26 protein-coding genes, 1 tRNA gene, 1 pseudogene and 1 riboswitch are annotated in these 25661 nt (G+C 64.6%); of the genes and pseudogenes, 19 read left to right on the forward strand and 9 right to left on the reverse strand.

Going from position 1 to position 25661, the window contains the following annotated elements; genetic code table 11:
* Positions 1 to 54 precede the first annotated feature (54 nt).
* The 7 genes and pseudogenes from FHR22_RS16510 (at position 55) to FHR22_RS16535 (ending at position 6222) form a co-directional block, all read left to right on the forward strand.
* A complete protein-coding gene (locus FHR22_RS16510; protein WP_166944804.1) occupies positions 55 to 1101 on the forward strand; it encodes a glycerophosphodiester phosphodiesterase family protein in 1047 nt (348 codons plus the stop codon).
* Positions 1102 to 1266: 165 nt separating this feature from the next.
* Positions 1267 to 4293 (forward strand): isoleucine--tRNA ligase, encoded by a 3027-nt coding sequence (ileS, locus tag FHR22_RS16515; protein WP_166944805.1) that lies wholly within the window; start codon positions 1267 to 1269, stop codon positions 4291 to 4293.
* A complete protein-coding gene (lspA, locus tag FHR22_RS16520; RefSeq protein ID WP_166944806.1) occupies positions 4290 to 4823 on the forward strand; it encodes a signal peptidase II in 534 nt (177 codons plus the stop codon). The genes ileS and lspA overlap by 4 nt, the downstream gene beginning before the upstream one ends.
* 11 nt (positions 4824 to 4834) lie before the next feature.
* The gene (locus tag FHR22_RS22695) at positions 4835 to 5104 is read left to right on the forward strand and encodes a hypothetical protein (protein WP_341786664.1); all 270 of its coding nucleotides are present in this window, start codon (positions 4835 to 4837) and stop codon (positions 5102 to 5104) included.
* A 13-nt stretch (positions 5105 to 5117) separates the two neighbouring features.
* Positions 5118 to 5567: a DUF3035 domain-containing protein gene (locus FHR22_RS16525; RefSeq protein WP_166944807.1), complete on the forward strand. Its 450-nt coding sequence runs from the start codon at positions 5118 to 5120 to the stop codon at positions 5565 to 5567.
* Positions 5568 to 5753: 186 nt separating this feature from the next.
* Positions 5754 to 5975, forward strand: a pseudogene (gene relB, locus FHR22_RS16530) (type II toxin-antitoxin system RelB family antitoxin); the annotation flags it as partial.
* Positions 5959 to 6222, forward strand: a complete 264-nt coding sequence (locus tag FHR22_RS16535; RefSeq protein ID WP_166944809.1) for a type II toxin-antitoxin system RelE family toxin — start codon at positions 5959 to 5961, stop codon at positions 6220 to 6222. The pseudogene relB and the gene FHR22_RS16535, both read left to right, overlap by 17 nt.
* A 79-nt stretch (positions 6223 to 6301) precedes the next feature.
* Here FHR22_RS16535 and dxs read toward each other — a convergent pair whose 3' ends face one another.
* Genes dxs through FHR22_RS16550 form a run of 3 tightly spaced genes read right to left on the reverse strand, consistent with a single transcriptional unit; the run spans position 6302 to position 9092 of the window.
* Positions 6302 to 8230, reverse strand: a complete 1929-nt coding sequence (gene dxs, locus FHR22_RS16540; protein ID WP_166944810.1) for a 1-deoxy-D-xylulose-5-phosphate synthase — start codon at positions 8228 to 8230, stop codon at positions 6302 to 6304.
* 51 nt (positions 8231 to 8281) lie between these two features.
* Positions 8282 to 8860 carry a hypothetical protein gene (locus FHR22_RS16545; RefSeq protein ID WP_166944811.1) on the reverse strand — a complete coding sequence of 193 codons (579 nt, stop codon included), beginning with the start codon at positions 8858 to 8860 and terminating at the stop codon, positions 8282 to 8284.
* A complete protein-coding gene (locus FHR22_RS16550) occupies positions 8844 to 9092 on the reverse strand; it encodes a hypothetical protein (RefSeq protein WP_166944812.1) in 249 nt (82 codons plus the stop codon). The genes FHR22_RS16545 and FHR22_RS16550 overlap by 17 nt, the downstream gene beginning before the upstream one ends.
* A 195-nt stretch (positions 9093 to 9287) precedes the next feature.
* Between FHR22_RS16550 and FHR22_RS16555 the strand changes: the two genes are divergently transcribed.
* Complete coding sequence (locus FHR22_RS16555; protein ID WP_166944813.1) at positions 9288 to 10298, forward strand: MipA/OmpV family protein; 1011 nt, start codon at positions 9288 to 9290, stop codon at positions 10296 to 10298.
* 122 nt (positions 10299 to 10420) lie between these two features.
* Here the strand turns inward: FHR22_RS16555 and FHR22_RS16560 are convergent, their stop codons facing one another.
* Positions 10421 to 11311 (reverse strand): LysR substrate-binding domain-containing protein, encoded by an 891-nt coding sequence (locus FHR22_RS16560; protein WP_166944814.1) that lies wholly within the window; start codon positions 11309 to 11311, stop codon positions 10421 to 10423.
* A gap of 27 nt (positions 11312 to 11338) precedes the next feature.
* On the opposite strand from FHR22_RS16560, the gene FHR22_RS16565 reads away from it, so the two are divergent.
* The 4 genes from FHR22_RS16565 to FHR22_RS16580 all read left to right on the forward strand — a co-directional run bounded on the left by FHR22_RS16565 (position 11339) and on the right by FHR22_RS16580 (position 13615).
* A complete protein-coding gene (locus tag FHR22_RS16565; protein ID WP_341786665.1) occupies positions 11339 to 12079 on the forward strand; it encodes a pyridoxamine 5'-phosphate oxidase family protein in 741 nt (246 codons plus the stop codon).
* Between the two features lie 236 nt (positions 12080 to 12315).
* Positions 12316 to 12939: a glutathione S-transferase family protein gene (locus tag FHR22_RS16570; protein WP_166944815.1), complete on the forward strand. Its 624-nt coding sequence runs from the start codon at positions 12316 to 12318 to the stop codon at positions 12937 to 12939.
* Entirely contained in the window at positions 12939 to 13160 is a 222-nt protein-coding gene (locus FHR22_RS16575; RefSeq protein WP_166944816.1) for a tautomerase family protein, read from the forward strand. The genes FHR22_RS16570 and FHR22_RS16575 overlap by 1 nt, the downstream gene beginning before the upstream one ends.
* Entirely contained in the window at positions 13157 to 13615 is a 459-nt protein-coding gene (locus FHR22_RS16580) for a DMT family transporter (protein WP_166944817.1), read from the forward strand. Before FHR22_RS16575 ends, FHR22_RS16580 begins: the two co-directional genes overlap by 4 nt.
* A gap of 211 nt (positions 13616 to 13826) precedes the next feature.
* Here the strand turns inward: FHR22_RS16580 and FHR22_RS16585 are convergent, their stop codons facing one another.
* From FHR22_RS16585 to FHR22_RS16605, 5 genes are all read right to left on the reverse strand, one after another.
* On the reverse strand, positions 13827 to 14231 hold the full coding sequence (locus FHR22_RS16585) for a GFA family protein (protein ID WP_166944818.1): 405 nt from the start codon (positions 14229 to 14231) through the stop codon (positions 13827 to 13829).
* Between the two features lie 82 nt (positions 14232 to 14313).
* Positions 14314 to 15009, reverse strand: a complete 696-nt coding sequence (locus FHR22_RS16590) for an HTH domain-containing protein (RefSeq protein ID WP_166944819.1) — start codon at positions 15007 to 15009, stop codon at positions 14314 to 14316.
* A 12-nt stretch (positions 15010 to 15021) separates the two neighbouring features.
* Entirely contained in the window at positions 15022 to 15468 is a 447-nt protein-coding gene (locus FHR22_RS16595) for a DUF6265 family protein (protein ID WP_166944820.1), read from the reverse strand.
* Complete coding sequence (locus tag FHR22_RS16600) at positions 15465 to 15749, reverse strand: DUF805 domain-containing protein (RefSeq protein ID WP_166944821.1); 285 nt, start codon at positions 15747 to 15749, stop codon at positions 15465 to 15467. Before FHR22_RS16600 ends, FHR22_RS16595 begins: the two co-directional genes overlap by 4 nt.
* A 225-nt stretch (positions 15750 to 15974) precedes the next feature.
* Positions 15975 to 18923, reverse strand: a complete 2949-nt coding sequence (locus tag FHR22_RS16605; RefSeq protein ID WP_166944822.1) for a hypothetical protein — start codon at positions 18921 to 18923, stop codon at positions 15975 to 15977.
* A 174-nt stretch (positions 18924 to 19097) separates the two neighbouring features.
* Positions 19098 to 19209, forward strand: a riboswitch (TPP riboswitch).
* 57 nt (positions 19210 to 19266) lie between these two features.
* On the opposite strand from FHR22_RS16605, the gene thiC reads away from it, so the two are divergent.
* The 7 genes from thiC (at position 19267) to FHR22_RS16635 (ending at position 25552) form a co-directional block, all read left to right on the forward strand.
* Entirely contained in the window at positions 19267 to 21153 is a 1887-nt protein-coding gene (gene thiC / locus FHR22_RS16610; protein WP_166944823.1) for a phosphomethylpyrimidine synthase ThiC, read from the forward strand.
* Between the two features lie 93 nt (positions 21154 to 21246).
* Positions 21247 to 21825 (forward strand): AAA family ATPase, encoded by a 579-nt coding sequence (locus FHR22_RS22150; RefSeq protein ID WP_208417763.1) that lies wholly within the window; start codon positions 21247 to 21249, stop codon positions 21823 to 21825.
* A complete protein-coding gene (locus FHR22_RS16615) occupies positions 21770 to 22891 on the forward strand; it encodes an ATP-dependent nuclease (RefSeq protein ID WP_208417764.1) in 1122 nt (373 codons plus the stop codon). The genes FHR22_RS22150 and FHR22_RS16615 overlap by 56 nt, the downstream gene beginning before the upstream one ends.
* Before the next feature lie 144 nt (positions 22892 to 23035).
* Positions 23036 to 23974, forward strand: a complete 939-nt coding sequence (locus FHR22_RS22390; protein WP_243853791.1) for a hypothetical protein — start codon at positions 23036 to 23038, stop codon at positions 23972 to 23974.
* A gap of 123 nt (positions 23975 to 24097) precedes the next feature.
* Entirely contained in the window at positions 24098 to 24610 is a 513-nt protein-coding gene (locus FHR22_RS16625) for a 2'-5' RNA ligase family protein (protein WP_166944824.1), read from the forward strand.
* Between the two features lie 480 nt (positions 24611 to 25090).
* Positions 25091 to 25399, forward strand: coding sequence for a hypothetical protein (locus tag FHR22_RS16630; protein WP_166944825.1), 309 nt, complete (start codon positions 25091 to 25093; stop codon positions 25397 to 25399).
* An 82-nt stretch (positions 25400 to 25481) separates the two neighbouring features.
* Positions 25482 to 25552: transfer RNA gene (locus tag FHR22_RS16635), tRNA-Gly, on the forward strand.
* Positions 25553 to 25661: the final 109 nt, after the last annotated feature.

The following is a 25661-nucleotide window of genomic DNA, read 5'->3' on the forward strand; positions in this document are numbered from 1 at the left end:
CTTGATCCGGCATCCATGGACCCCGGATCGGGTCCGGGGTGACGGAGGGGAATGATGGCCGATAGCGACGACTGGGCCGCAGCGCTCGAAGGCCCGCCCAAAAAGCCGATGCGGCGCGGTACGAAGATCTTCCTCTGGGTCTTCGCCGCCGTCGTCGCCTGGTTCACGCTCAGCAATGCCAGCTGGCTTGCCCCCGACCCCGCAGGCAAGCCGAAGCTGATCGCGCACCGCGGCGTCCATCATCTCTACGACAAGCGCGCCGCCGCCGGCCGCGACACCTGCACCGCGCGCTACATCGCGCCGCCGCGCGACGCGACATTCGAAAATACCCCCGAATCGATGCGCCGCGCGGTCGGGCTCGGCGCGAACATGGTCGAGGTCGACGTCGCGCCGACGAAGGACGGGCGCATGGTGCTGTTTCACGACTGGACCCTCGATTGCCGCACCGACGGCAAGGGCGACACCCGCGACCTGACGCTGGCCGAACTGAAGGCGCTCGACATCGGCTATGGCTATACCGCCGACGGCGGCCGGACCTTTCCCTTGCGCGGCAAGGGCGTCGGGCTGATGCCGACGGTCGAGGACGGGCTCGCGGCGCTGCCCGTCCACCCGATCCTGTTCAACTTCAAGTCGAAGGACCCGGCCGAGGCCGACCGGCTGTTCAGGATCCTGAACGCGGCGGGCCGCGACAGCGCGAAGATCGGCGACGCTTTCTATGGCGCCGAACGGCCGGTGCAGCGGATGCGCGAACTGCTGCCCCGCAACTGGTCGTTCGACCTGCGGCGCGAGGCGCTGGCCTGTTCGAAGGATTATGTGACCTGGGGCTGGACCGGCATCGTCCCCGCCAGCTGCCGGAACGGCGTGCTCGCGATCCCGATCAACTATCAATGGGCTTATTGGGGCTGGCCCGACCGGCTGATCCAGCGGATGGACAGCGTCGGCGCCAGGATCATCGTCTTCGGCCCCTATGAAAGCGGCAAGGCGAACGAGGGGCTGACCACCCCGCAGCAACTCGCCAGGGTCCCCGCCAGCTTCAACGGCTATATCTGGGTCGAGGACATCCGCGAAATCGGTCCGGCGCTGCGCCCGCGGCAGAAATAGGCCGACGGCAGCTCAATAATTTCGTCGTCACCCCGGACTTGATCCGGGGTCCCGCTTCGCGACGTTGCCGAGCGGGACCCCGGATCAAGTCCGGGGTGACGATGTGGTGTAATCCTGCTCCCAATTTCTTTGCGCCCACGCAAAACTGCGCTAAGCGCCCGCACCATGACCGACAGCACGCCCACCGCCGAGCAGCGCGATTACCGCGACACCGTCTTCCTGCCCAAGACCGACTTCCCGATGAAGGCCGGCCTGCCGCAGAAGGAGCCGCTGATTCTGGCGAAATGGCTCGAAGGCAATCTGGAAGGGCAGATTCGCGAGGCACGCAAGGATCGCGAGCAGTTCATCCTCCACGACGGCCCGCCTTACGCGAATGGCGACATGCACATCGGCCACGCGCTCAACCATATATTGAAGGACATGGTCGTCCGCACCCAGACGCTGAAGGGCAAGGATTCGCCCTATGTGCCCGGCTGGGACTGCCACGGCCTGCCGATCGAGTGGAAGGTCGAGGAACAGTATCGCAAGAAAAAGCTCAACAAGGACGAGGTGCCGGTCGAGGAGTTCCGCGCCGAATGCCGCGCCTATGCGCAGCATTGGGTCGACACCCAGCGCGAGCAACTGAAGCGCCTGGGCATCGGCGGCGACTGGGACCATCCGTATCTGACGATGGATTTCGACGCCGAAGCGACGATCGTCCGCGAGCTGATGAAATTCGCCGAATCGAACCAGCTCTATCGCGGCGCCAAGCCGGTGATGTGGTCGCCGGTCGAAAAGACCGCGCTCGCCGAGGCCGAGATCGAATATGAGGATATCGTCTCGACCCAGATCGACGTGGCGTTCGAGATCACCGATTCTCCGATTGAAGAACTTAAGGGTGCTTACGCGGTCATCTGGACGACCACGCCATGGACGATCCCTGTCAACCAAGCTTTAGCCTACGGGCCAGACATCACTTATGGACTCTTCGATTTTTCGCCAGTCATTCGGAGTGTAGTTCGCGAAGATATCCGTCAGAACGAAGCGTGGAAATTTCTGGAGGGCAAGAAATTTCTAGTGGCTGTTGACTCTGGTCTTCTAAGTGGGCTGTCGGCTCGTTTAGATCAGAACTGGAAAGAGCATGGCGCTCATTTCCATCTCGCTCCCAAAAGGGCGTTCAAAGGCTCCGACCTAGCCGGCACCATCGCCCGCCACCCGATGCACGCGCTCGGCGGCTTCTACGCCCGCCCGCGGCCCTTCCTGCCCGGCGATTTCGTCACCACCGACAGCGGCACCGGGCTTGTCCATATGTCGCCCGACCATGGCGAGGACGACTTCGACCTCTGCAAGGCGAACGGCATCGACCCCGTGTTCGCGGTCGAGGGCGACGGCAAGTACCGTGCCGACTGGGCCTGGCTCGGCGGGCAGGGCAGCGTGATCAACCCGAAGTTCAACGCTCCCGACGGTCCGATCTGCGCCGACCTGCGCGAAACCGGTGCGCTGCTCGCCGCCAGCGCCGACTATACGCACAGCTATCCGCATAGCTGGCGCTCGAAGGCGAAGGTTATCTATCGCTGCACCCCGCAATGGTTCGTGCCGATGGACAAGGTCATCGACCGCGATACCCCGCGCTGCGCCGACGAAGCGGAGATCCGCGCCGCGCAAGGCGACGGCGAAACTTTGCGCCAGCTCGCCATGCAGGCGATCGCCGACACGCGCTTCGTCCCCGCCAAGGGCCGCAACCGCATCGGGTCGATGGTCGAGGGCCGCCCCGACTGGGTGCTCAGCCGCCAGCGCGCGTGGGGCGTGCCGATCACCCTGTTCGTCCACCGCAAGAGCGGCCAATATCTGATCGACCCCGCGGTCAATGATCGCATCGTCGCGGCGGTGAAGGAAGCCGGCGTCGATGCGTGGAGCGACGCGCGGGCGCAGGAATATCTCGGCGATCAATATGACGCCGCCGATTACGAACGGATCACCGACATTCTCGACGTCTGGTTCGATTCGGGCTGCACCCACGCCTTCGTGCTCGAAAGCGGCAAATGGCCGGCGCTGATCCGCCGCGACGGATCGACGCACAGCGCCGACCTCTATCTGGAAGGGTCCGACCAGCATCGCGGCTGGTTCCAGTCGTCCTTGCTCGAAAGCTGCGGCACCCGCGGCCGCGCGCCGTACAAGGCGGTGCTGACCCACGGCTTCACGATGGACAGCAAGGGCATGAAAATGTCCAAGTCGCTGGGCAACACGATCAGCCCCATCGACCTGATGCGCGACTATGGCGCCGATATCCTGCGCCTGTGGGCGCTGTCGGTCGATTTCACCGAGGATCATCGCATCGGCAAGGAAATCCTCGCCGGGGTCGCCGACCAGTATCGCAAGCTGCGCAATACGTTCCGCTATCTGCTCGGCGCGCTCGACGGATTCAGCGAGGAGGAGCGCGTCACCGACGTCGCGGCGATGCCCGAGCTGGAGCGCTATATGCTCTCGCTGCTCGCCGACCTCGATGCGAAGCTGGCCCGCGCGGTCGATGACTTCGACTTCAACAGCTACACGCGCCTGCTCGCCGATTTCTGCAACGAGGATCTGTCGGCCTTCTATTTCGACATCCGCAAGGACCGCCTCTACTGCGACGTCAACCTCGCCACCGGATATCAGACCGCCGAGCGCGCCGCCTATCGCACCGTGCTCGACATCTTGTTCCACGCGCTCGTCCGCTACGCCGCGCCGGTGCTGGTGTTCACCAGCGAGGAAGTGTGGGGGACGCGTTATCCCGAAGCGACGTCGGTGCATTTGCTGGAGTGGCCAGCGCTTCCCGAATTTACCCATCTTCGTCATCCCCGCGAAAGCGGGGACCCAGAGCATGCGTCGGCTGACCCCACCCTGGGTTCCCGCGTTCGCGGGAATGACAATGTGGATATGAGCTGGGAAAGTTTTCGCGAGCTACGCCAGCGTGTTACCGAAGCCATCGAGCCACTGCGGCGCGAGAAAATCATCGGCTCCAGTTTGCAGGCCGAAGTCGCCCTGCCCGAAGGCGACTTCAATGAACAGTTGCTTGCGGAGCTCTTCATCGTTTCGGCCGTGCGCCAGGCCGATGAATTGCAAGTGAGTCCCACCGAAAACCACAAATGCGGCCGCTGCTGGCGCCATCTGCCCGAGGTGGCCGAGGACGGCGCCTTGTGCAATCGCTGCGACACGGTATTGGATGCAGCATGAGTAGCACCCGTTCGCCGTATTTGCGCTTCGGCCTGTTGATCGCGGCCTTCGCCTTCATCCTCGATCAGGTCACCAAATGGGTGGTGATCGTGCCGCTGTCGCTCGAGGCGAAGCGCGGCATCGAAATCCTGCCCTTCTTCAACCTGACCTGGGCGGAGAATTGCGGCATTTCGCTGTCGATGTTCTCGAAATGCAACGACACGACGCGCTGGACGCTGGTCGCGGTCACCGCGCTTGTCGCCGGCGCCGTGGCCCTCTGGATGACGCGCGAAAAGGCGAAAGGCGACGTCATCGCGCTCGCGATGATCCTCGGCGGCGCGCTCGGCAATATCGTCGACCGCGTCCGCCACGGCTATGTCGTCGACTTCGCCGACCTGCATTTCGGCGATTTCCGCCCCTTCCTCATCTTCAACGTCGCCGATGCCTGCATCACGCTGGGGGTGCTTTTGCTGGTTGCGCGCGCGCTGCTCTTGCGCGAAAAGGCCCCCGAGGCTGGCTCTTCGCACAACGAAGGCGCCGCCGCCGAATAGAGCGTGATGATATGATATTGCCCCACCGTGATTGCCCCCGGAAGTTCGCCGGCAAGAAGCGTCTCGCAGGCCGGGCTGGTAGCCCGGTCCAGAGACGCGCCGCCGCCCGGCGGGCTTCCGGGGGCAACCCCTACGGGGCGGGCCGATTTTGGCCGATCGCTTCGTTACTCGTCGGGCACGATGTCCCGCATCGCGCCGCTCCTCACGCCTCGCACTCGGCCAAAATCGGCTCCGTCACGGCGGGGCAATATCATATCATCACGCTCGTACGGGGCGTATAGGAGAGATTTTCAAGTGAACCGGACCACCGCCATCCTCGCCGCCGCCCTGGCTGCATCGACCCTTTCGGCCTGCGGATCGAGCAGCCTGTTCAGCCGCGACCGTCCCGACGAATTCGCGGTGTCGCGCCAGGCGCCGCTCGTCGTGCCGCCCGATTTCGCGCTGACCCCGCCCGCGCCCGGCTCGGCCCGCCCCGGCGGCGAATCGACCGCAGAGCAGACGCTGCGCGCGCTGTTCGGCGGCCCCGCCCAGCGCAGCGCGACCGAAGCCGCGGTGATCGGCAGCGCCGACAGCCAGCGCAGCGACCCCGGCATCCGCAGCGAAGTCGGCAGCCCCGACACGCAGGTCGTCGACAAGGGTCTCGTCACCCGCGACATCCTGGCCGCGCCCGAAGGCGACGGCCGCGAGGCGCAGGCGGCGATCCCCGACGCCTCGGCGCCGCCCCCGCCGCCGCCCGCGCAATAACGGCCGGCCCGGCCCCCATCGTCCGGGCCGCTTGCTTTCCGGCTCAGCCGATGACGGCGGGGCCGGTAGCTGCCGCGAGTCCATAGGCGCTTATACTTCCGTGATTTGGTCCGCGATGGACCATTCTGCGGTCCAACATCTTGTCGACATCCAGATCGCGCTATACATGTATAGCGGAAGGAGTCCGGCATGCTCGCCATTCGTCTCGATAAGGAACTTGAAGAACGCCTGGCCGAAGCAGCGAAGCGCGCCGGCCGCACGAAAACGTCCTTCGCGCGAAAAGCGATCGAAGAATATATCGAAGATATCGAGGATATCGCCGCCGCCGAGGAAGCGATGCGTCGACATGACCCAGCCAAAACCATTTCCCTGGCTGAATTAAGGAAAGAACTTGGCTTGGACGATTGACTTCGACGACGGCGCGCGGCGCGCCTTCCGTAAGATTGCTCGTGAACAGGCCGACCGCATTACCCGCTATCTGGGGGAACTTACAGCCCTTGATGATCCCCGCCAACGCGGCAAAGCATTGACGGGAGGTCTAAAAGGGCTGTGGCGATATAGGGTAGGCGACTATCGTATCGTGGTACGCATCTATGATGAGCAATTGCTTGTCTTGGTTCTCACACTCGCTCACCGCTGTGAGGTGTATCGGTGAACGATCCTCCGCCTCAGCTTTTGGAAGCCATTAGAGTCTGTCCTGAAGGGATTGATCGCATGCCCGTTAAGCGTGCAAGCTAAGCCCGCGCGCCCGCTTCCTCGACCCCCGCGCTGTTGTGGCGCAGCGCCTTCAGCACGGTGTCGACGATCTGCGGCGCGTTGAGCCCCGCCGCGTCATATTGCGCGTGCGGTGCGTCCTGATCCTGGAAGACATCGGGCAGCCGCATCGTGCGCAGCTTCAGCCCCGCGTCGATCAGCCCTTCGTCGCTGGCGAGCGTCAGCACATGCGCGCCGAGGCCGCCGATGCTGCCTTCCTCGATCGTCACGCAGACCTCGTGGCTCGCCAGCGTCTTGCGGATCAGCTCCTCGTCGAGCGGTTTCGCGAAGCGCAGGTCGATCACGCTCGTCGACAGCCCGCGTGCTTCCAGCGTGTCGGCCGCCTTCAGCGCCTCGGCGAGCCGCGTGCCCAGCGACAGGATCGCGACCGTCTTGCCGCTGCGCACGACGCGCCCCTTGCCGATCGCCAGCTTCTCCGGAACCGCGGGCAGCGCCACGCCGGTGCCGCCGCCGCGCGGATAGCGAAAGGCGATCGGGCCGTCGTCATATTCGGCGGCGGTATAGGTCATATGGACCAGTTCGGCCTCGTCGGCGGCGGCCATCACGACAAAATTGGGCAAGGTTGCCAGATAAGTGACATCGAACGAGCCGGCATGGGTCGACCCGTCGGCGCCGACGAGCCCGGCGCGGTCGATCGCGAAGCGCACCGGCAGATTCTGGATCGCGACATCGTGCACGACCTGGTCATAGGCGCGCTGGAGGAAGGTCGAATAGATCGCCGCGAACGGCCGCATACCTTGCGCCGCCAAACCGGCGGCAAAGGTCACCGCATGCTGTTCGGCGATCCCGACGTCAAAGGTGCGTCCGGGATGCGACCTGGCGAATTTGTCGACCCCGGTGCCCGACGGCATCGCCGCGGTGATCGCGACGATGCGCTTGTCGGTATCGGCGAGCTTGGCCAGCGTCTCGCCGAACACATTCTGGTATTGCGGCGGTCCCGGGGGCGCCTTCGCCTGCACGCCGGTGATCACGTCGAATTTCTGGACGCCGTGATATTTGTCGGCGGCGGCTTCGGCGGGGGCATAGCCCTTGCCCTTCATCGTCACCGCATGGATCAGCACCGGGCCATGGTCGCTGTCGCGGACATTTTCGAGGATCGGGATCAGATGTTCGAGATTATGCCCGTCGATCGGCCCGACATAATAAAAGCCAAGCTCCTCGAACAGCGTCCCGCCCATCGCCATGCCGCGGGCGAATTCGTCGGTCTTCTTCGCCGCCTTGTGCAGCGGTTCGGGCAATTTGCGCGCGAAACGCCGCGCAATCTCGCGCAGTTCGAGGAAGGGCCGCGACGACACCAGCTTCGCCAGATAGGCCGACAGGCCGCCCACGGGGGGAGCGATCGACATGTCGTTGTCGTTCAGGATGACGATCAGCCGGTTGCCGGCCTGTTTTGCATTGTTCATCGCCTCATAGGCCATGCCCGCCGACATCGACCCGTCGCCGATCACCGCGATCGCGCGCCCGGGCTCTTGCCTAAGCTTGTTGGCGATCGCGAAACCCAAAGCGGCGCTGATCGAGGTCGACGAATGCGCGGCACCGAACGGATCATATTCGCTTTCCTCGCGCTTGGTGAAGCCGCTGAGCCCGCCGCCGGTGCGCAAGGTGCGGATGCGGTCGCGGCGCCCGGTGACGATCTTGTGCGGATAGCATTGGTGGCCGACATCCCACACCAGCTTGTCGCGCGGGGTGTCGAACACATAATGGATCGCGGTCGTCAGTTCGACGACGCCCAGCCCGCTGCCGAGATGCCCGCCCGTCGTGCCGACCGCCGAAATCATCTCGGCGCGCAATTCGTCGGCGAATTGGCGGAGATCTTCGGGCTTCAGCTTGCGGAGGTCGGCGGGGACATCCACCGTGTCGAGCAGCGGCGTATGCGGACGATCGGTCATGCCGCCGTCATAAGGCCAAGCCCCGAAGCTGTCGAACGAAAAGGGGGCGGCTCAGCGCACGGGGCGCGGCGGGTTCCTGATATCCTCGACCAGCCGCCAGCAGCCGCCCGCAGGCTCGAAGATCAACGATCCGCTCGTCCCCGTCCGCTCGATCAGCGTTCCCGGCCCGTCGCCCTCGCCGGGTTCGAAGCGTCCCTCGGTCCAGTCGGCGCGCTGGCGTCCGCCGGGCGCGGCGGCAAAATCGACCTGCACATAAGCGAGCAGCGCCGGATCGCCGCCGCCGGGCGCCTCGAACGCACGGATCGATGGGCCGGTGACATAGCTGTAATCGATCATCGCGATCGGAAAATCGTCGCGGCCCAGATAGGCCTTGGCGGGCACGTCGCGCGTCTTCCCCGCCTCGGTGACGCGGACATTCGCGGCACTATGCCGCTCACGCACCGCACCGCTGTTGGCAAAGGGCCACACAAAGGCGGCGAAATCATGCTCGGCGCACGCGCGCCCGGCTTCCTCCAGGTGAAAGCGGTCGCTTTCGCCCGGCGCCGTGCCGGCGGCCGATGCCGTCGAAGCCAGCAGGACCATCGCCGCGGCGAACGCCCCGACGGCGCGGCGGTCAATCTTGTTCGTCAATCTTCTTCTCCTCGTCGGGCGCCGCGTTTTTCGCTGCCCCGACCTGCGCATAGAGTCCGCGCACCATCAAATCTGTGAACACGAGCATAACCCCGATCATTCCGAGGAACAGCACGACCGCAACGACCGGAAAGGGCCCGATCGCGGTCACCGAATCGCGCCTCATCACCGCCGCGAGCAGCACCGCGGCGACCATCAACGCATAGCCGGCAAAGCGCGGCGCGCGTGTCACGGCCTTGCCTTCGCGCCGTCATAGGGCGTGGAACCAAAGGCGGCGCGGCGGCATATCGGATGGGCGGGGCAGGATCGATGCATGGAAACCACGTTGAAACGAAAAACGCCCAGCCGCAAGACGAAGCCTTTGCATCGACGCGACAATCACTTACACGCATGTCCAGAGGGGCAGGATCACAGGATAATTAAACCCATGCCAACGAGCTTGTCCCGCCTTGCCTGCCGTTTTTATTTTTGGGTCTTGTGCGCCGCCGGTGCCTTCGCCGCCGCCCCGGCGCAGGCGGAAGATGCCGCGCTGCCCTATGACCTGGCCGGCGATGCCGACGCGATGCTTGCTTCCGGCGAAGACAAGCCCGCGCGCTATGCGCAGGACAGCAACGATATCGACGAGAATATCCTGCTTCCCGCGGCGCGGCCGCAGGACGACGATCCCGAACGCAAATGGTCGCGCGATTATATCGCCCTGGGCGTGGGCGTGATCAACAGCCCGAGCTATAATGGTTCGGACGAGCGCCGGTTCCTGCCCGGATTTTACCTCCGCGGCCGCCTCAGCGGCTATTCCTTTTCGACCCGCGGCACCAACTTCCAGGTCGACCTGATCCGCCAGCGGCGCGGGCAAAAGACCGATTTCAAGTTCGGCCCGATCATCAACCTGCGCAGCGACCGCACCGGCAACGTCAAGGACGCGCAGGTCGAAGCGCTCGGCGACCGGAAGCTCGCGGTCGAACTCGGCATCTCGGCGGGGGTCACCCACACCGGGGTGATCACCAGCGATTATGACCAGATCGGCTTCCGCGTCGTCGGGCTCAAGGATATTTCGGGCAAGCATGGCAGCTGGATCGTCTCGCCGACGGTCGACTATGGCGGTCCGGTCTCGAAACGCGCCTATCTGGGCGTGTCGGCGTCGGTGAACGTCTATGGCAAGGGTTTCGGCCATTATTATTACGACATCGACCCGCTCGGCAGCGCGGCGAGCGGGCTTCCCGTCTATACCGGCGCGGGGCAAAAGGCGACCGCGGGCAAATATACCATCGGCGTCGCGGGCGCCTATGCCTTGTCGGGCGACCTTCGCAAGGGCTTCGTGCTCGTCGGCGGCGCGCAATATGGCCGCATCATGGGCCGTTACGCCGATTCGCCGATCGTCAAGGACGTCGGCGACGCCGACCAGTGGCTGTTCGGCGGCGGCATCGCCTACCAGTTCTGACGCCGCGGCGGGTACGCCGGCGGGAAAGTCAGGCTGCGGTCGATTGCAGCCACCCCATTCACCGTCACCCCGGACTTGATCCGGGGTCCCGCTTGACTTCGAAAACTGCTGGCGCCCCCTCCTCAACCCAGCCCCGCCAGCCGCGCCCGCGCCTTCATCGCCGCGACGAACAGCCGCACCGCGGGCAGCGCCGCGCGCGACGGTTCGAACAGCAGATGGACCGGCAGCGGCGGCGGCTGTTCGTCGGGCAACAGCGCGATCAGCCGTCCGGCGTCGAGCGCCTCGGCAAGCTGGTAACTGAGCAGGTTCGCGATCCCCAGCCCCGCCTCGGCCGCCGCGAGCGCGGCGTCGACCGTGTTGAGCACCAGCCGCGGCCGCGGTTCGAGCCGCCAGCGCCCGCTCGCAAATTGCCACTCGTTCACCGTGCGCGGTCCCATCGTCCCGATCAGGTCATGCACCGCGAGGTCGCCGAGCCGCGCGGGGGCGCCGCGGCGCGCAAGATAGGCCGGGCTCGCCGCCAGCATCTGGGTGACCCAACCGATGCGCACCGCTTTCAGGCTCGAATCCGCAAGCGGCCCGATGCGTACCGCGACGTCGATCCCTTCCTCAACGATCCGCACATTGCGGTCGATCAGCATCATCCGCACGCCCAGCTCGCGATGCTGCGCCAGCAGTTCGCGCACCACCGGCAGCACGTGCAGCCGCCCGAACATCACCGGCGCGGTCAGGTAAAGCTGCCCGCGCGGGTCGGCCTGCGCGCCGCGCACCGCGCGCTCGGCGCCCGCCAGATCGGCGAGGATGCGCTGCGCCTCGACCAGGAACGCCGCGCCCGCGTCGGTCAGCGCGACCGCGCGCGTCGAACGATGGAACAGGCCGGTCCCCAGCCTTGCCTCGAGCGCCGCGATCCCGCGCGTCACCGCGGGCGGCGAACTGCCAAGCTTGCGCGCCGCGGCGGCGAACCCGCCCTCGGCGGCGACCGCGACGAACATTTCGAGGGTGAGCAGCCGATCCATGATTATTCCACATGAAGGAATTATGTGGTGTTATTTTCACCGATTATCGCGAACGGCGCAATGCTCCATATCGTCGGCAGCGAACGAAGAACTCCCCTCCTCCTTCTTCGTTCGCCCTTCCTTTTCGAAAGGCCGGTCGCGATGGCGCGCAATTACATCCATACGATCTTCACCGACGCGGTACGCGCGATGCAGGAACGCCAGGGATCGCGCACCGCCTATGCGCGCATGGAGGCCGGCGCCGACGGCACCCCCGACCCGGTCGGGACACGCGAGGCCGCCTTTATCGCGGCGCGCGACAGTTTCTACATGGCCAGCGTCACCGCCGACGGCTGGCCCTATATGCAGCATCGCGGCGGCCCCGCCGGTTTCCTGCGTCCCCTTGGCGGCAATCGCATCGGCTTCGCCGATTATCGCGGCAACCGCCAATATATCAGCGCCGCCAACCTGGGCGGCGACGACCGCGTGGCGCTGTTCCTGATGGATTATCCGAACAAGGAGCGGCTGAAGCTGCTCGGCCATGCGCAGATCGTCGAACTCGCCGACGACCCGGCGCTCGTCACCTCGCTGATGCCCGCGGGCTATCGCGCCACGCCCGAGCGCGCTTTCCTGATCGACGTCGCCGGGTGGGAATGGAATTGCTCGCAGCACATCACCCCGCGCTTCACCGAAGACCAGATTTCGGCCGCGGTGCGCCCGATGGCAGCCGAACTCAACCAGTTGCGCGCCGAGGTCGCGGCGCTGCGTTCGGCGGCGGCGACAGGATGAAGCTATGGGGTGGAAGCAGGTGCCCTGCTCTCTCCCCTTCAGGGGAGAGATACGCAGGCTTGCCAGCTTGCTGGTTAGCCGCAGTTGAGAGGGGGCGGCGCAAACTGCCCCTCTCCAAGCTGCGCTAGCTCGTTCCGAGCAAGCTTCGCTATCCTCTCCCCTGAAGGGGAGAGGGCTTAGGTCGCGCACCCCAAACCACCCTCACCGATGTAACCGCCAACCCAAAAGGAACCATCATGATCCAGCTTTATGGCTCGCCCCTGTCGGGCAACACGCACAAGGTCCGCATGGCGCTCGCCTTCCTCGGCCTGCCGTGGGATGAGCGATTGACCGACGCCGCGGCGCGCCAGTCCGATGCGTTCGCGGCGCTCACCCCGATGCGCCAGATCCCGCTGTTCATCGACGGCGATGTCATCTTGCGCGACAGCCAGGCGATCCTCGCCTGCCTCGCGGCGCGCCATCGCCCGGGCGACTGGGACGGCCACACCCCCGAGGAACGCGGCGCCATCCACGTCTGGCTGTCGCACGCCGCCAACGAGATCGCGAACGGCCCCGCGACGCTGCGCCTCGCGCGCAAGTTCGACGCCGTCATCGTGGAGGATCATGCCCAGGCGGTCACCGCGCGCATCCTGCCCGTCGTCGAGGCCCGCATCGAAGACCACGACTGGCTTGCCGGCGGCCGGATGACGATCGCCGACCTTGCCGCGAGTCCCTATCTTGCGCTTATGGGCGATGCGGGTATCGACGTCGCGGCGTGGCCGGCGATCCACGCCTGGACGCGCCGGATCGCCGCGCTGCCCGGCTTCCCCGCGATGCCGGGCTGGCCGGCAGCGCCGACCACGACCGAAGGAGCCGCCTGATGCCCTATGTGAATATCAAGATCACCCGTGAAGGCGCGAGCGCCGATCAGAAGCGCGAACTGATCGCCGGGGTCACCGGATTGCTGCAACGGGTGCTCGGCAAGAATCCGGCCACCACGGTGGTCACGATCGACGAGGTCGATTTCGAAAATTGGGGGATCGGCGGGCTCCCCGTGCTCGACTATCGTGCCGCGCAAGCCGCCAAGGAGCCGCCCCGATGACCGCGAACAACGCCGCCCCCGCTTTCGCCGCGATCATGCTGCTCACCGGCGTCGGCATCCCGATCCTGGCCGCGCTCAATGGCGGCCTCGGCACCCGGCTCGGCAGCCCGATGGCGGCGTCGATGATCCTCTTCGGCCTCGCCTTCCTCATCGCCACGGCGGGCGCGCTGATGACCAACGCGATCGGCCAGATCCGCTTCACCGCGGAGATCCCCGCCCAATTTTATTTCGGCGGGCTGTTCGTCGCCTTTTACGTCATCGCGGTGACCTTCATCGCGCCGCGTTTCGGGGTCGGCAACGCGATCTTCTTCGTGCTCGTCGGCCAGCTGATCAGCGCCGCGACGATCGATCATTTCGGGCTGTTCGGCGCAATGCGTTCGGCGATCGACGCCAGGCGCATTGCGGGAATCGCACTGATGGTCGCGGGCGTCTGGCTGGCGCGGCGCACAAGTTGACGGCAGCTATCGGCCGGAAGCTGCCATTACCCTTATCGTCACCCCGGACTTGATCCGGGGTCCCGCTTGAAGTCGAAAACTGCTCGTGCCTCAAAAAAAGCGGGATCCCGGGTCAAGCCCGGGATGACGTAGGTGAGTAGAGCTCATGGCAGCTCTCCACCCCAATGCCGCCATTCCGCAAACCGGCCGGTCCGCACCGGCGCACCTCGTCTCACATATGCGCGGTGACGGCCGGCGCATTCCACCAATTGTCACCCGCGCCGTCCATATATTGGACCGGCAGCGCCGCCATGTCGGCGGGCTCGAGGTCGTCGAGGCACGCGATCGACACCGAATAATAGGCGCCGCCGATCGCCTCGACATAGCCGTGGCCGAACGACGACACGCCGCACGTCTTGCAGAAGACATGATGCACGCTGTCCGACCCGAACTGATAGTCCGACAGCGCCGCGGGATCGCTCAGCAGGCGAAACGCCTCGGGCTTGATCTGCGCGCTCCAGCCCCGCTTCTTGGTACAGATCGAACAATTGCATTTGCCGGTCCCCGCCGCGAGGTCGATGTCGGCTTCGAACTTGACCGCGCCGCAGTGGCACGAACCATGATGGGTCTTGGTCATCTGATCTTCCTTCCGTTTGCCGGACGCCTGCGTTCGCGCCCTTCACCCGGAAGCTGTGCGCCACCCCCCCTGACAGATGCTGTCAGGAGGGTGCATCGGCATAGCCGCTCTGCCGCCAGAAATCGGCCATCAGCACCGCGCGGCGACGGCCGAATCCGGTGTCGCCGATCCGTGCCGACGTCACCCGGTCGATGCGGAAACTGCGAAAATCCTGCCGCAGCAGGCACCAGGCGGCGATGACCTGTTTTTCCTCGAAATAGGCGAGCACCGCCGGCCAGATCGCGCGCTCGGTCGTGGCGCCCCCCTCGTCGGCATATTCGATATGCAGCGTCTTTTCGGCGCGCATCGCCTCGCGCACGATGGCCAGCAGGGGGGCGTTGATTTCGCGCCACGGGCTGCTCACCGGCCACAGCCCCGCCTCGTCGATCCGCTGCTTGAGCTCGCCGGGGCTCGCCGCCGCGATCTTGGCGAGCGCCAGCCCGGCGGCGCGCGACAGGCCGCCGTCCTGCCGCCCCTCGACCCAGCGCGCGCCGAGCACCAGCGCTTCCAGCTCGTCGGCGGTGAACATCAAAGGCGGCAGGAAGAAACCGGGGCGCAGCACATAACCGACCCCCGCCTCGCCATCGATCGGCGCGCCGAGCGCGATCAGCGCCTGGATATCGCGATAGAGGGTGCGCACCGACACCCCCTGCTCTTCGGCCAGCGCCTCTGCCGTGACCGGCCGCCGCCGCCGGCGCAGCCCGTCGATGATCGCGAACAATCGCCCCGTCTTGTCCACTCGCAAAATCCTTTAGCGCCGCCGATAGGTCCAGCTATGCGCCTTCGACCCGTCGATCCTTGCAATCGTCGCGGTCAGCGTGTCGCCGGAGCGGGCATAGGCAATGCGCTGCGGATAATCATGCGCGGCATTTTCGAACGTCGCGCGCGCCGCTTCATGCCCGACCAGCGGGAAGGTCACCGGCGCCCCGCCGCCCGGCTGCGCGATATAGGCGGGGGCGCCGTCGACCACCGCGATCCGCAAAAATTCGAATTCGCGCAGCTCCGCGCCGCGTCCCGACCGGCTCGTCCCCAGCATCACCCCGCCGCGCGGGCGGGTCCAGTCTTCCTCGGTCCAGCGTCCGCCCGCGTCGCTCGTCCACTCGCCCGCCAGCCAGGCCAGATCGTCGACACTGGCGACCGGCGGCGCCGCGCCGAGCAGCAGCATCGCGATACCCGCCGCCCACAACCGCCGCGTCATCGCGCCGCTTCTTCGTCGGCCAGCCGCGCCTTATGATAGCGCGTGCGCCGGACGATCACCGCAATCCAGATAATCCAGCCGAGGATCAGCGCGATCCAGCCCCATGTTCCGGTAGGCAGCGGCCCGAGCATCGACGGCCCGCCGCTCTGCGGCCAGACGAACAGCGCAAACGCGATCAGGACAAGGACGAAGCCCGCGAGCCGCGACCAGCGCGCGACGCCGCGCAGTTCGCGACGATAGGCGACATATTGCTGCCGGTCGCTGAGGTCGGGCGGGGCCATGCGGCAGTTTCGCACAAAATCCCGGCGTGTCCAATCCCGCGCGACATGAATGGCACGCTCGGCCGGCTGCGTGCATCTGGCACTTCCCCCGTCATCCCGGCGAAGGCCGCGATGACGGAATAGGAAACGCCCGCTCCCTACCCCAACACGGGCTTTGCCTCCGGTATGGCGTCGACAAAAGGGAGGAGACCGCATGGCCCGCCTCCCTTTTCCATGTCGCCGGTCTCAAAAGCCCACCGTCACCCCGGCGCGCGCGGCGGTCTTGCCGCGGCGGTTGAAGCCCGACGCGACGCCGGCGTTCAGCGCGACGTGCGGGCTCACCAGCACACCCATCTGGATCGACCCCGCATGCGCGCCATCATAAGTGGCGACGTTCGCGGTCAGGTTGAAATTCATGTCGGGCAGGAAGGCATTGCCCGACAGCGCCGAGGCCACCGCGGTCGAACTCGAGATGCGATCGTCGAGGATCGCGATCCGCGAATCGAGCTGGTCGAGCCGGGTCGATACCGCATCGATCCGCTGCGACAGCGCATTGTCGGCCGAAATCCGCTGCGCCATCTCGTTCGCCAGCCCCAGCGTCAGGTCGGCGGTCGCCGTTTCCTGCACCGCCAGCCGCTGCGAAAGCTGCAGGTTGGCCTGCTGGCGCGCTGCCGTCTCGGCGGAAATCGCGGCGCCGAGTTCGACCCCCATCGTCTGGCGGGCCGCGGTCTCGGTATCGAGCTGCCCCTTGTTCACCGCGTCGGTCGCCGCACTGCCCGCGGCGACATTGACGATGCGCCGTTCGGCCCCTGCCGCGCCGACCGAGACGGTGTTGGCCTGCGACGCGACCGAACCGCTGCCGAGCGCGACGCTGTTCGCACCCGTCGCCGACGATCCGCCGCCGATCGCGACATTGCCCGCGCCGGTCGCGGTCGCCGTATCGCCCAGCGCCACCGCCGACGCACCGTTCGCCGTGCTGAGGTTGCCCAGCGCCACCGCCCCGTTGCCAGTCGCGCTATTGTCGGCGCCGATCGCCACCGCGCCGATGCCGGTCGCCACGTTCGGATCGCCGATCGCGACTGCGCCATTGCCCGTCGCCTTGTTGTCGAGCCCGAACGCAATCGCGCCCTCGCCCTCGGCCACGGTCCCCGACCCGCCGGCCATCGCGCCATTGCCGGTCGCCTGTGCCGCCGCGCCGCCATTGTTGTTGCCGACGACATTGCCCGTCTGCCCGATCACCGCATCGACTCGTGCGAGCGCAAGGTTGGCGGTGTCGTTCGCCTGGTTGGCGGTGCTGAGCGCGGTGTTCGCGGTGGACTGAGCGGCATCGGCGGATGCCTGCGCATTGTTCGCAGCGGCTAATGCCATGATTGCATCGCCCTGCGCTGACGAAACCATGTCGAGCGCCGCGGCAGCATCGGCCCGTGCCGCGTTCGCCGTTGCCCCGACGCTATTTAGCTGATCGAGATTGACGGCATCGGTTGCCTGAGTCCCTGCCGCAAGGTTGGTGATCTGGCGGTTGCCGCCGAAGTCATTATTGCCGACCGAAACGCTGTCATCGCGCGTCGCAACCGAACCGAAGCCGAGGGCCACTGAACGGTTGCCATATGCACCGGCGCTACTGCCGAGCGCCAAGGCGCCAGTGGCGCCAGCATTGCTTCCGCCACCGAAGGCGGCTGTGTAGTCAGCACTCGCGGTGCTGCCACCACCGAGAGCAATACCTCCGACACCAGACGCGATGCTCCACGTTCCAAAAGCCATCGCACCATCACCGCTCGCGCTTGCGCCAAAGCCAAGCGCGGTCGCGCCCGCACCGGCCGCGATGCTTGCCGATCCAACAGCAATACCATAGAGGTTGGTAGCTGATGCCCCTTGTCCCAACGCAAGCGAGTTCATTCCGGTCGCCAAACTTCGCGCTCCGAGTGCCGTCGCAGCATCTCCGGTCGCCTCGCTATTGCTCCCGATCGCAGTTTGCCCAGAAGTGCCCGTCGCGACACGGCTTCCCGCATAGGCATCTGCGCCCAGAGCAGTAGTTCCAACCTCGCTCGCCGTGCTGCCAGATCCGATCGCCGTGGCATTGATTTCATCGGCGTAGGCAGCATATCCGATCGCCGTGGTAGCATCCCCGCTCGCATAGGCATTTTCGCCGACTGCGATTGCCCGCACGCCCACGGCCTGCGCAGCCGGTCCATTTCCACCAACGGCAAGATACGGATTGCCCGCACTCGCCAGCGCCGCATCGAGCTGCCCCTTGTTCACCGCATCACCCGCATCGACGCCGTCGCCGAGCCCCGTCACCCGGCTGCCGTTCATTTCGACGCCGTCGCTCACTTCAACCTTCGGCGTGAGCAAGCCGTTCTCGTCGAGCTGGGTGGTGATTTCCGCGACCACTTCATATTGCAGTCCATAGGGTGAGACCAGTCCGCTACCCGCCGCGCCGGTAAAGTCGGGATAAGGCGTGACGACGTTACCGCTGACCAACGTCGCCTGACCCGACAGTTTGCCGAACTGGATCCCCGATATTTCATCGACCAGGCCGAACTTGCCTCCCAGCCCGACCGAATTGCCATTGATGATATTGGCCGGGTCGATTGAGCGAAGCTGATAGGCATATTCGGATTCGGTGATGTCATTCACCGATCCGTCGATAAAACCGCCCTGATCAATGTCGATCGACCGGACCAGATTGTTGAAGTTGCTATATGACGAGAAATAAGCGGGGTCTCCACCGATGGGCGGAGGAAGCGTACCCGTCGGAACGAGTGATATATATTGCGCCGAATAACTCGACCGCAAATCCACGATCGCCCCTTCGGTGTTGAAATAGGCACTCGCATCGCGCGGCCCAAAGCCATCGAACGGAAAACTACCACCGTTTGCAGTGAGCCCTGGCCGGCCGTCGACCTGCAACTGGCCATCAAACTCGACATCGAAGTTCGATGTAATCAGATCGAGCGAAGGATTATATGCTGTCCGTGTCACCGGACCTGCCGTGACCGTGCGCGTGCCGTTCACTGTACACGGCGGCACCGTCTGCGGCGATTGATCGTCAAAATTGCAGTTGGTGTCGCTCAGCGGCGTCTGCCCGACCGGCAATGCGATCGACGTCTGCGCCACTGCCTCCCCCGAAAACCCCGCCACCAATGCAGCAGCGCAAAGCGAGCCGCGAAGCGCGGCGCGAATAGTTAGTTTCATAAGTATAATGCCCCCGAAATAAACGGCGACGAGTCGCCGATTCTTTGGCGTTCCTAAAAGTTCCAGTCACCGTCAACTATAAAATGATCCGGAACCAGAGGCATAGCTGTATTGCTGCTGCGCCCCCGCGCGCCGCTTCCCCGCTCGACAGCACGCCCCCCGCCGCCTATAACGCCGCCATCCCCGGGGAGCCTGCCGCGCGATCGCAGGTTGAGAGCGGAATAAACCGCGACCCGTTGAACCTGATCCGGCTAATACCGGCGGAGGGAGGGTCGGTGTTCCGCGCCAAGTTTCAAACGGCCGGAATCCCCATTCTCGCTCCGACAAAATGGAGCGACTGCACATGGCCGACATCGACGCGAAATTCGAAAACTCCGCCCCCATCGGCGTCACCACCGGCCCGATCCGCGGCAGCCGCAAGATCCATGTCGCGGCACAGACCGGCAGCGGCATTCGCGTCGCGATGCGCGAGATCGACCTCGACCCGCACAGCGGCGAGCCCCCCGTCCGCGTCTATGACACCAGCGGCCCCTACACCGACGCGAACGCCACCATCGACATCAACGCCGGCCTCCCCGAACTGCGCCGCGACTGGATCACCGGCCGCGGCGACGTCGAGCAGGTCGCGCAGCGCGAAGTCCGCCCCGAGGATAACGGCCAGCTCGGCCCCGACCGCTCGGGCGGCGTCCCCGCCTTCCCCAACGTCCGCAAGCAGGTCCTCCGCGCCAAGCCCGGCGCGAACGTCAGCCAGATGCACTATGCCCGCCGCGGCATCATCACCCCCGAGATGGAATATGTCGCCGAGCGCGAAAACCTCGGCCGCGCCCGCCTCGCCGAGTATAAGCGCGACGGCGAAAGCTTCGGCGCCAGCATCCCGGATTACGTCACCCCCGAATTCGTCCGCGACGAGGTGGCCCGCGGCCGCGCGATCATCCCCAGCAACATCAACCACCCCGAAAGCGAGCCGATGGCGATCGGCCGCAACTTCCTCGTCAAGATCAACGCCAATATCGGCAACAGCGCGGTCGCATCCGACGTCGCGAGCGAGGTCGACAAGATGGTCTGGTCGATCCGCTGGGGCGCCGACACCGTCATGGACCTGTCGACCGGCCGCAACATCCACGACACGCGCGAATGGATCATCCGCAATTCGCCCGTCCCGATCGGCACCGTCCCCATCTATCAGGCGCTCGAGAAAGTCGGCGGCATCGCCGAGGACCTGACCTGGGACATCTTTGCCGACACGCTGATCGAACAGGCCGAACAGGGCGTCGACTATTTCACCATCCACGCCGGGGTCCGCCTGCCCTACGTCCCGCTCGCGGCGAAGCGCATGACCGGCATCGTGTCGCGCGGCGGCAGCATCATGGCGAAATGGTGCCTCGCGCATCACAAGGAAAGCTTCCTCTACGAACGCTTCGACGAGATTACCGAGATCATGAAGGCCTATGACGTCGCCTACAGCCTCGGCGACGGCCTCCGCCCCGGCAGCATCTATGACGCGAACGACGAAGCGCAATTCGCCGAACTCTACACGCTCGGCGAGCTCACCAAGCGCGCCTGGGCGCAGGACGTACAGGTGATGATCGAGGGCCCGGGCCACGTCCCGATGCACAAGATCAAGGAGAATATGGACAAGCAGCTCGAAGCGTGCGGCGAGGCGCCCTTCTACACGCTCGGGCCGCTCACCACCGACATCGCGCCGGGCTACGACCATATCACCAGCGGCATCGGCGCCGCGCAGATCGGCTGGTACGGCACCGCGATGCTTTGCTACGTCACGCCCAAGGAGCATCTGGGCCTGCCCGACCGCGACGATGTGAAGGTCGGCGTCGTCACCTACAAGCTCGCCGCGCACGCCGCCGACCTTGCGAAGGGCCACCCCGCCGCGCAGGTCCGCGACGACGCGCTATCGAAAGCGCGCTTCGAATTCCGCTGGCGCGACCAGTTCAACCTGTCGCTCGACCCCGACACCGCCGAGCAGTACCACGACCAGACCCTCCCCGCCGAGGGCGCCAAGTCGGCGCATTTCTGCAGCATGTGCGGGCCGAAATTCTGCTCGATGAAGATCAGCCAGGAAGTCCGCGACTTCGCGAAACTGCAAAATCAGGACAGCGCAGGCTTCATCGCTGCCGAAGAGGCCGAGAAGGGCATGGCGGAGATGAGCGAGGTTTATGAGGAAACCGGGCGCGAGCTGTATATGGGGGCTGGTGGCCGGGAGCATGATTGAGAGATGAGCTGATATCGGAGGGCAGCAGTTCTTCAAGAGGGATTGAATATTGCTCCCCTCGACGGCACAAAGCCAAGATGAGGGGAGCAAGCTGTGGAACTAAAATCGGTAAAGATCGATAAGTTTAAGCGGATCGATAATATCGAGATTCCGTTATCCGACTTGAACATTCTCGTCGGTTCTAATGGTAGTGGAAAATCCTCGATCCTTCAGGCCCTCCATCTAGCGTCTTGCCTATTAAGGCAGGTAAATCGTATTCGATCAAATTCCACGGAAATGGTCCGCATCAGCGACCTCGATTATCTGCCCTCAGACGAATACTGGCGACTTGGCCATGGTGCAGATTGGGGGAATTTGGCGACAAGCCCATCATCTAAGGTCGAATTTTCTTTTCAAGACGCTGATCAAAATGAAGCGCTAGTCGAATGCCGTATGCGAGCGGCTCGCAATGCGGGCATTTCGGTGAGTGGCGAACTCCCCGAGCAGATTAGAGACCAGTTCCGAGGAATAGATACGTTCTTTAGTGGGTTTATTCCCGGCATTTCAGGCATTCCTAACGTCGAACAGAAGAACTCAAAAAGGGTTGTATTGAAGGCGTGCTCGTTCGGCGACTCGAATGTTTACCTTCGAAATGCATTGGACCTCCTTTCTCCAGAAGAAATATCAGATTGAAGATTGGCTAAAACCACTTCTGGGCGACGTAAAAATAAAAGTCTCATTTGATGAGACAACTGACTTCCAGATCAAATCGGATGTTGAAATTAACGGCCGAGACATTCCTCTTGAACTTCTTGGGACAGGATATCTTCAACTAATACAAATTTTTTGTTATATACTTCTTTTTAAACCAAAAATTCTTCTAATAGATGAACCAGACATTCACCTTCATCCGAACGTACAGGAGAAATTGGCAGTAAACCTGCTCCAGATCGCCCAAGCACAAAACCTCAAAATAGTGCTCACCTCCCACTCACCGTTTATCGTTCGAGGCGCGCCGGCAGGAGCAAATGTCATATGGCTGTCAGATGGGCAAAAAATAACTGAGAACCGTGAGGTCGTAGAGTTAGCATTGGGATGGGGAGCGTTTGGGAAAAAAGTAATTGTTGTCAGCGAAGATTCGAAAAATGATCTCTTGAAAAAGCTGATACGGCAATGGCCCGATATCGAAAAATCAGTCACCGTCTTACCCGGAAGAGGATACTCACACCTACTCACGAAAGAAGAAGCAGTTGAGTTAAAAAACTCTCTTGGAAGTAAATTCAAGATTTTGGTCCACCGTGACCGCGACTCTTTGACAGACGATGAAGTAAATACGCTTTCTCAAGCATATAACGAAGATGGAATTCGGCTTTGGTTTACAGAACAATCTGACATTGAAGCCGAATTTTGCGACTCATCGTTTTTGGCAGCCTTGACGGGACACCCGCTCAACGAATGCCAAAATTGGTTAGACGAAACACTGGCGCAAAATCAGGCCCCTATCGAACAGCAATTTGCTTCGCAGCGAGTAGCGCACAATCGAGAGTTGCACGGGGCAGGCGGCAGTCCAACAAATAATGACGTTTGGAACGCCTTCCAAGTGCGGCCGCTACGGGGAGCCAAAGGCAAGTATGTTTTTGGTCAACTTAAGAACAAGGTGCCAGAAAATGCCTTCTCGGAACAGACGGTCGCACAACTGACCACCTTTCCAGAGCGAGCAGCTACGCTAAGGGCAAATCTGGAGGATTTGTTAGCTTGAGGAATTACGGTGGAATTACGGTGACAGGTGCCACAACCCCTAATTGCCCGGGCGCCCCCAAATAGCCTCCGCAAATCCTATTTCGCACACCCCATCCCAAAAAACCCCTTTCCTAAAAAACCCCCGTCTGGTTCATCCTGTCGGATGAAGCACGACAAGACCTTCCCCGACCTCGCCGCCCTTCGCGCCCGCGCGCAGAACGCGAACAAAACGCGCAGCCCCGTTCGCATCACCAAGGCGCGCCGGCCGCCGCCCGACGACGACCGCACGCTCGCCGCGGCGCACGAATTCGTCCCCGCGTCGCCGCGCGAACGCCGCGACGGCTGGACGCCCGAAAAGCAGGTCGACTTCATCGATGCGCTCGGCGAATGCGGCTGCGTGACCGAGGCGTGCGAGCGTGTCGGCCTGTCGCCGTCGACCGCCTATCGCCTGCGCCGCCGCGTCGACGCCTACAGCTTTCGCGCCGCATGGGATGCCGCGCTCGACTATGCGATCCGCCGCCTGTCCGACGCCGCTTTCTCGCGCGCGCTGCACGGCGTCGCGCGCCCGGTGTGGTTCCAGGGCGAACAGGTCGGCGAGCGGCTTTATTATGACGAGCGGCTGACGATGTTCCTGCTGCGCTATCGCGACCCCGACACCTATGGCGCGTGGCGCGACCGCCGCGAACCGCGCCGCCGCCCCGATGCCCAGGCGATCACGCTCGGCCGCTGGACCGGCCATGTCGCCGAGGACGCCCATGATCGCGATAGCGGCACCATCGTCGACCGCGCGCGCGAGGAGGACGGCACCGAGTGGCTGACCGACGAAGAGGCGGCGCTGGCCGACGCCGCGGCGTCGGCGCCGCACTATGCGACGCAGGAGGAAACCGACGCGCGGCTGATCGCCGCCATCGCGGTGGTGCGGCGGCTCAGGACGCTCGGCATCGCGACCGGCGGGCTGACCGAGGCCGAATTCCATCGCCAGATCGGCCTGGAGGAAGCCCGCCGCGCCGCCGCCGGCACCACGCTGGTCTTCGATTTCGACGATGATCAAAAGGAGGATGACGCGGCGGAGGTGCAGGAGCCCCCGAAGGAGGGGGCATGAGAGGGGTATGTGGCGTGACCTTTGTGACCTTCCGGCCCGATGTGACCTTCCGGCCCGCCTCGACTGCCCGCCAGTCCCCACCCCCAGTCGCCCCCTCTCCTACACCATGCTACACTCCCGCCCATGCGCGCCCGCAACCCCCTCTACATCATGGCCAAGCCGCCGCCCGAGGTGCAGGCGGCGATCGCCGCGCTGCCGCGCAACGACCCGTCACGCGGGCCCGAGTTGCTCCACGTCACGCTCATCTCGCTCTACGACCTGCACCATGTGCCGCCCGACTGGCTGCCCGCGACCATCGCCGCGCTGGGCAGCTTCGCCGCACCGCCCTTTCCGCTCCGCTTCGACCGGATCGAGAATCGCAGGGCGGTGACGCTGCGCACCCGCGATCCTCTCTCCGAAGCGCGGGCGTTCCAGAAGGCGCTGGTCCATCATCTGCTCGCCGTGAAGGCGCCGATCATGGACGGCACCACCCCCGAACCGCACATCACGATCAACTATCCCGGCGACCGGCTCAACGCGCAACAGATGCCGCCGATCGGCTGGACGGTGGACGAGATCATCCTGATGGAAAGCATCGTCGGCAAGACCACCCATGTCGAACATGGCCGCTGGCGGCTTGGCGGCGGCGCGGGCTGATTGCCTTCGCCTGTTCGCTCAAGGGCGGGGGGCGGTCATTTCCGCGCCGACTAAACCGTCGCCCCCGCGAAGGCGGGGGGCCGCTGGCAACCTTGCGCTCGGCCGATTGCGGCCAGTTAAGGGTTGGACATGCCCCCGGCATGTCCAAGAATGGTCCGGGGGACCATTCGACCCTTCACTCCTTCGCGGGGGCGACGGTTATTTGGCTAGCGTCCGCAATCGGCCGCTTTCGCCCCGCCCTGCCCACCCGACCCTATTTCGCACGCCCCGCCCCCTATCCCCTTTCCTACATTCCGCCGCTCTGCTTCATCGATGCAACGGAGCCGGGCGACTGACCGGAAACACGGGCCGGAAACACGGAGAGGTGACAAGTTTGACAAGTCAAACGCTCCCCGCCCGCCATTGCCACGCCCGGCCCCGGCGCTTATCCTCGGCGCCGCGGCCGGGCAGCGCGGAGCGGCCGCGTCAAAGGATTGCCGCATGTCGCACCCCTCGAACATCGTCTATTGTTCCGGCCCGCACGACCGCCACGCGTTCGACGGCATTTCGGTCCGCCCGCGCACCGGCGATCTCGACCTTATCTGTCCGGTCTGCGCCGGTCATGGCCAGTGGAACAGCCAGATCGACCTGGTCAGCCAGCGCTCGATCCGCGTCCCCTGCCCCAAATGCGACGGGCGCGGCTGGATCGAGACCGGCGCCGACCTGGTGCCGTCGCACGACATCGCGCTGTCGCCCGACGGCAAGCCGATGTGGGTGGTGCGGCTCGACCCCTCCGACGACATCGAATGATCGCGCCCGATCCTGTTTCGCCCGCCGCCCGGGGCAGCAGGCCATTGACCGCGGCGCGCGAAAGCGGCAAAGGCGGCGGCGCGCGGGTGTAGCTCAATGGTAGAGCAGCAGCTTCCCAAGCTGAATACGGGGGTTCGATTCCCCTCACCCGCTCGGCTTTCGCAGCGATTTAACCACGTTAAATCGCGACCGGCGAAAGCCCGGCCAGCCCGCGGAGCGGGACTGACGGCGCGGCTTTGCCGCGCCGGCCCACCGCTTCCCC

The sequence above is a fragment of the Sphingopyxis panaciterrae genome (genome assembly GCF_011762125.1).
Taxonomy (GTDB): domain Bacteria; phylum Pseudomonadota; class Alphaproteobacteria; order Sphingomonadales; family Sphingomonadaceae; genus Sphingopyxis; species Sphingopyxis panaciterrae.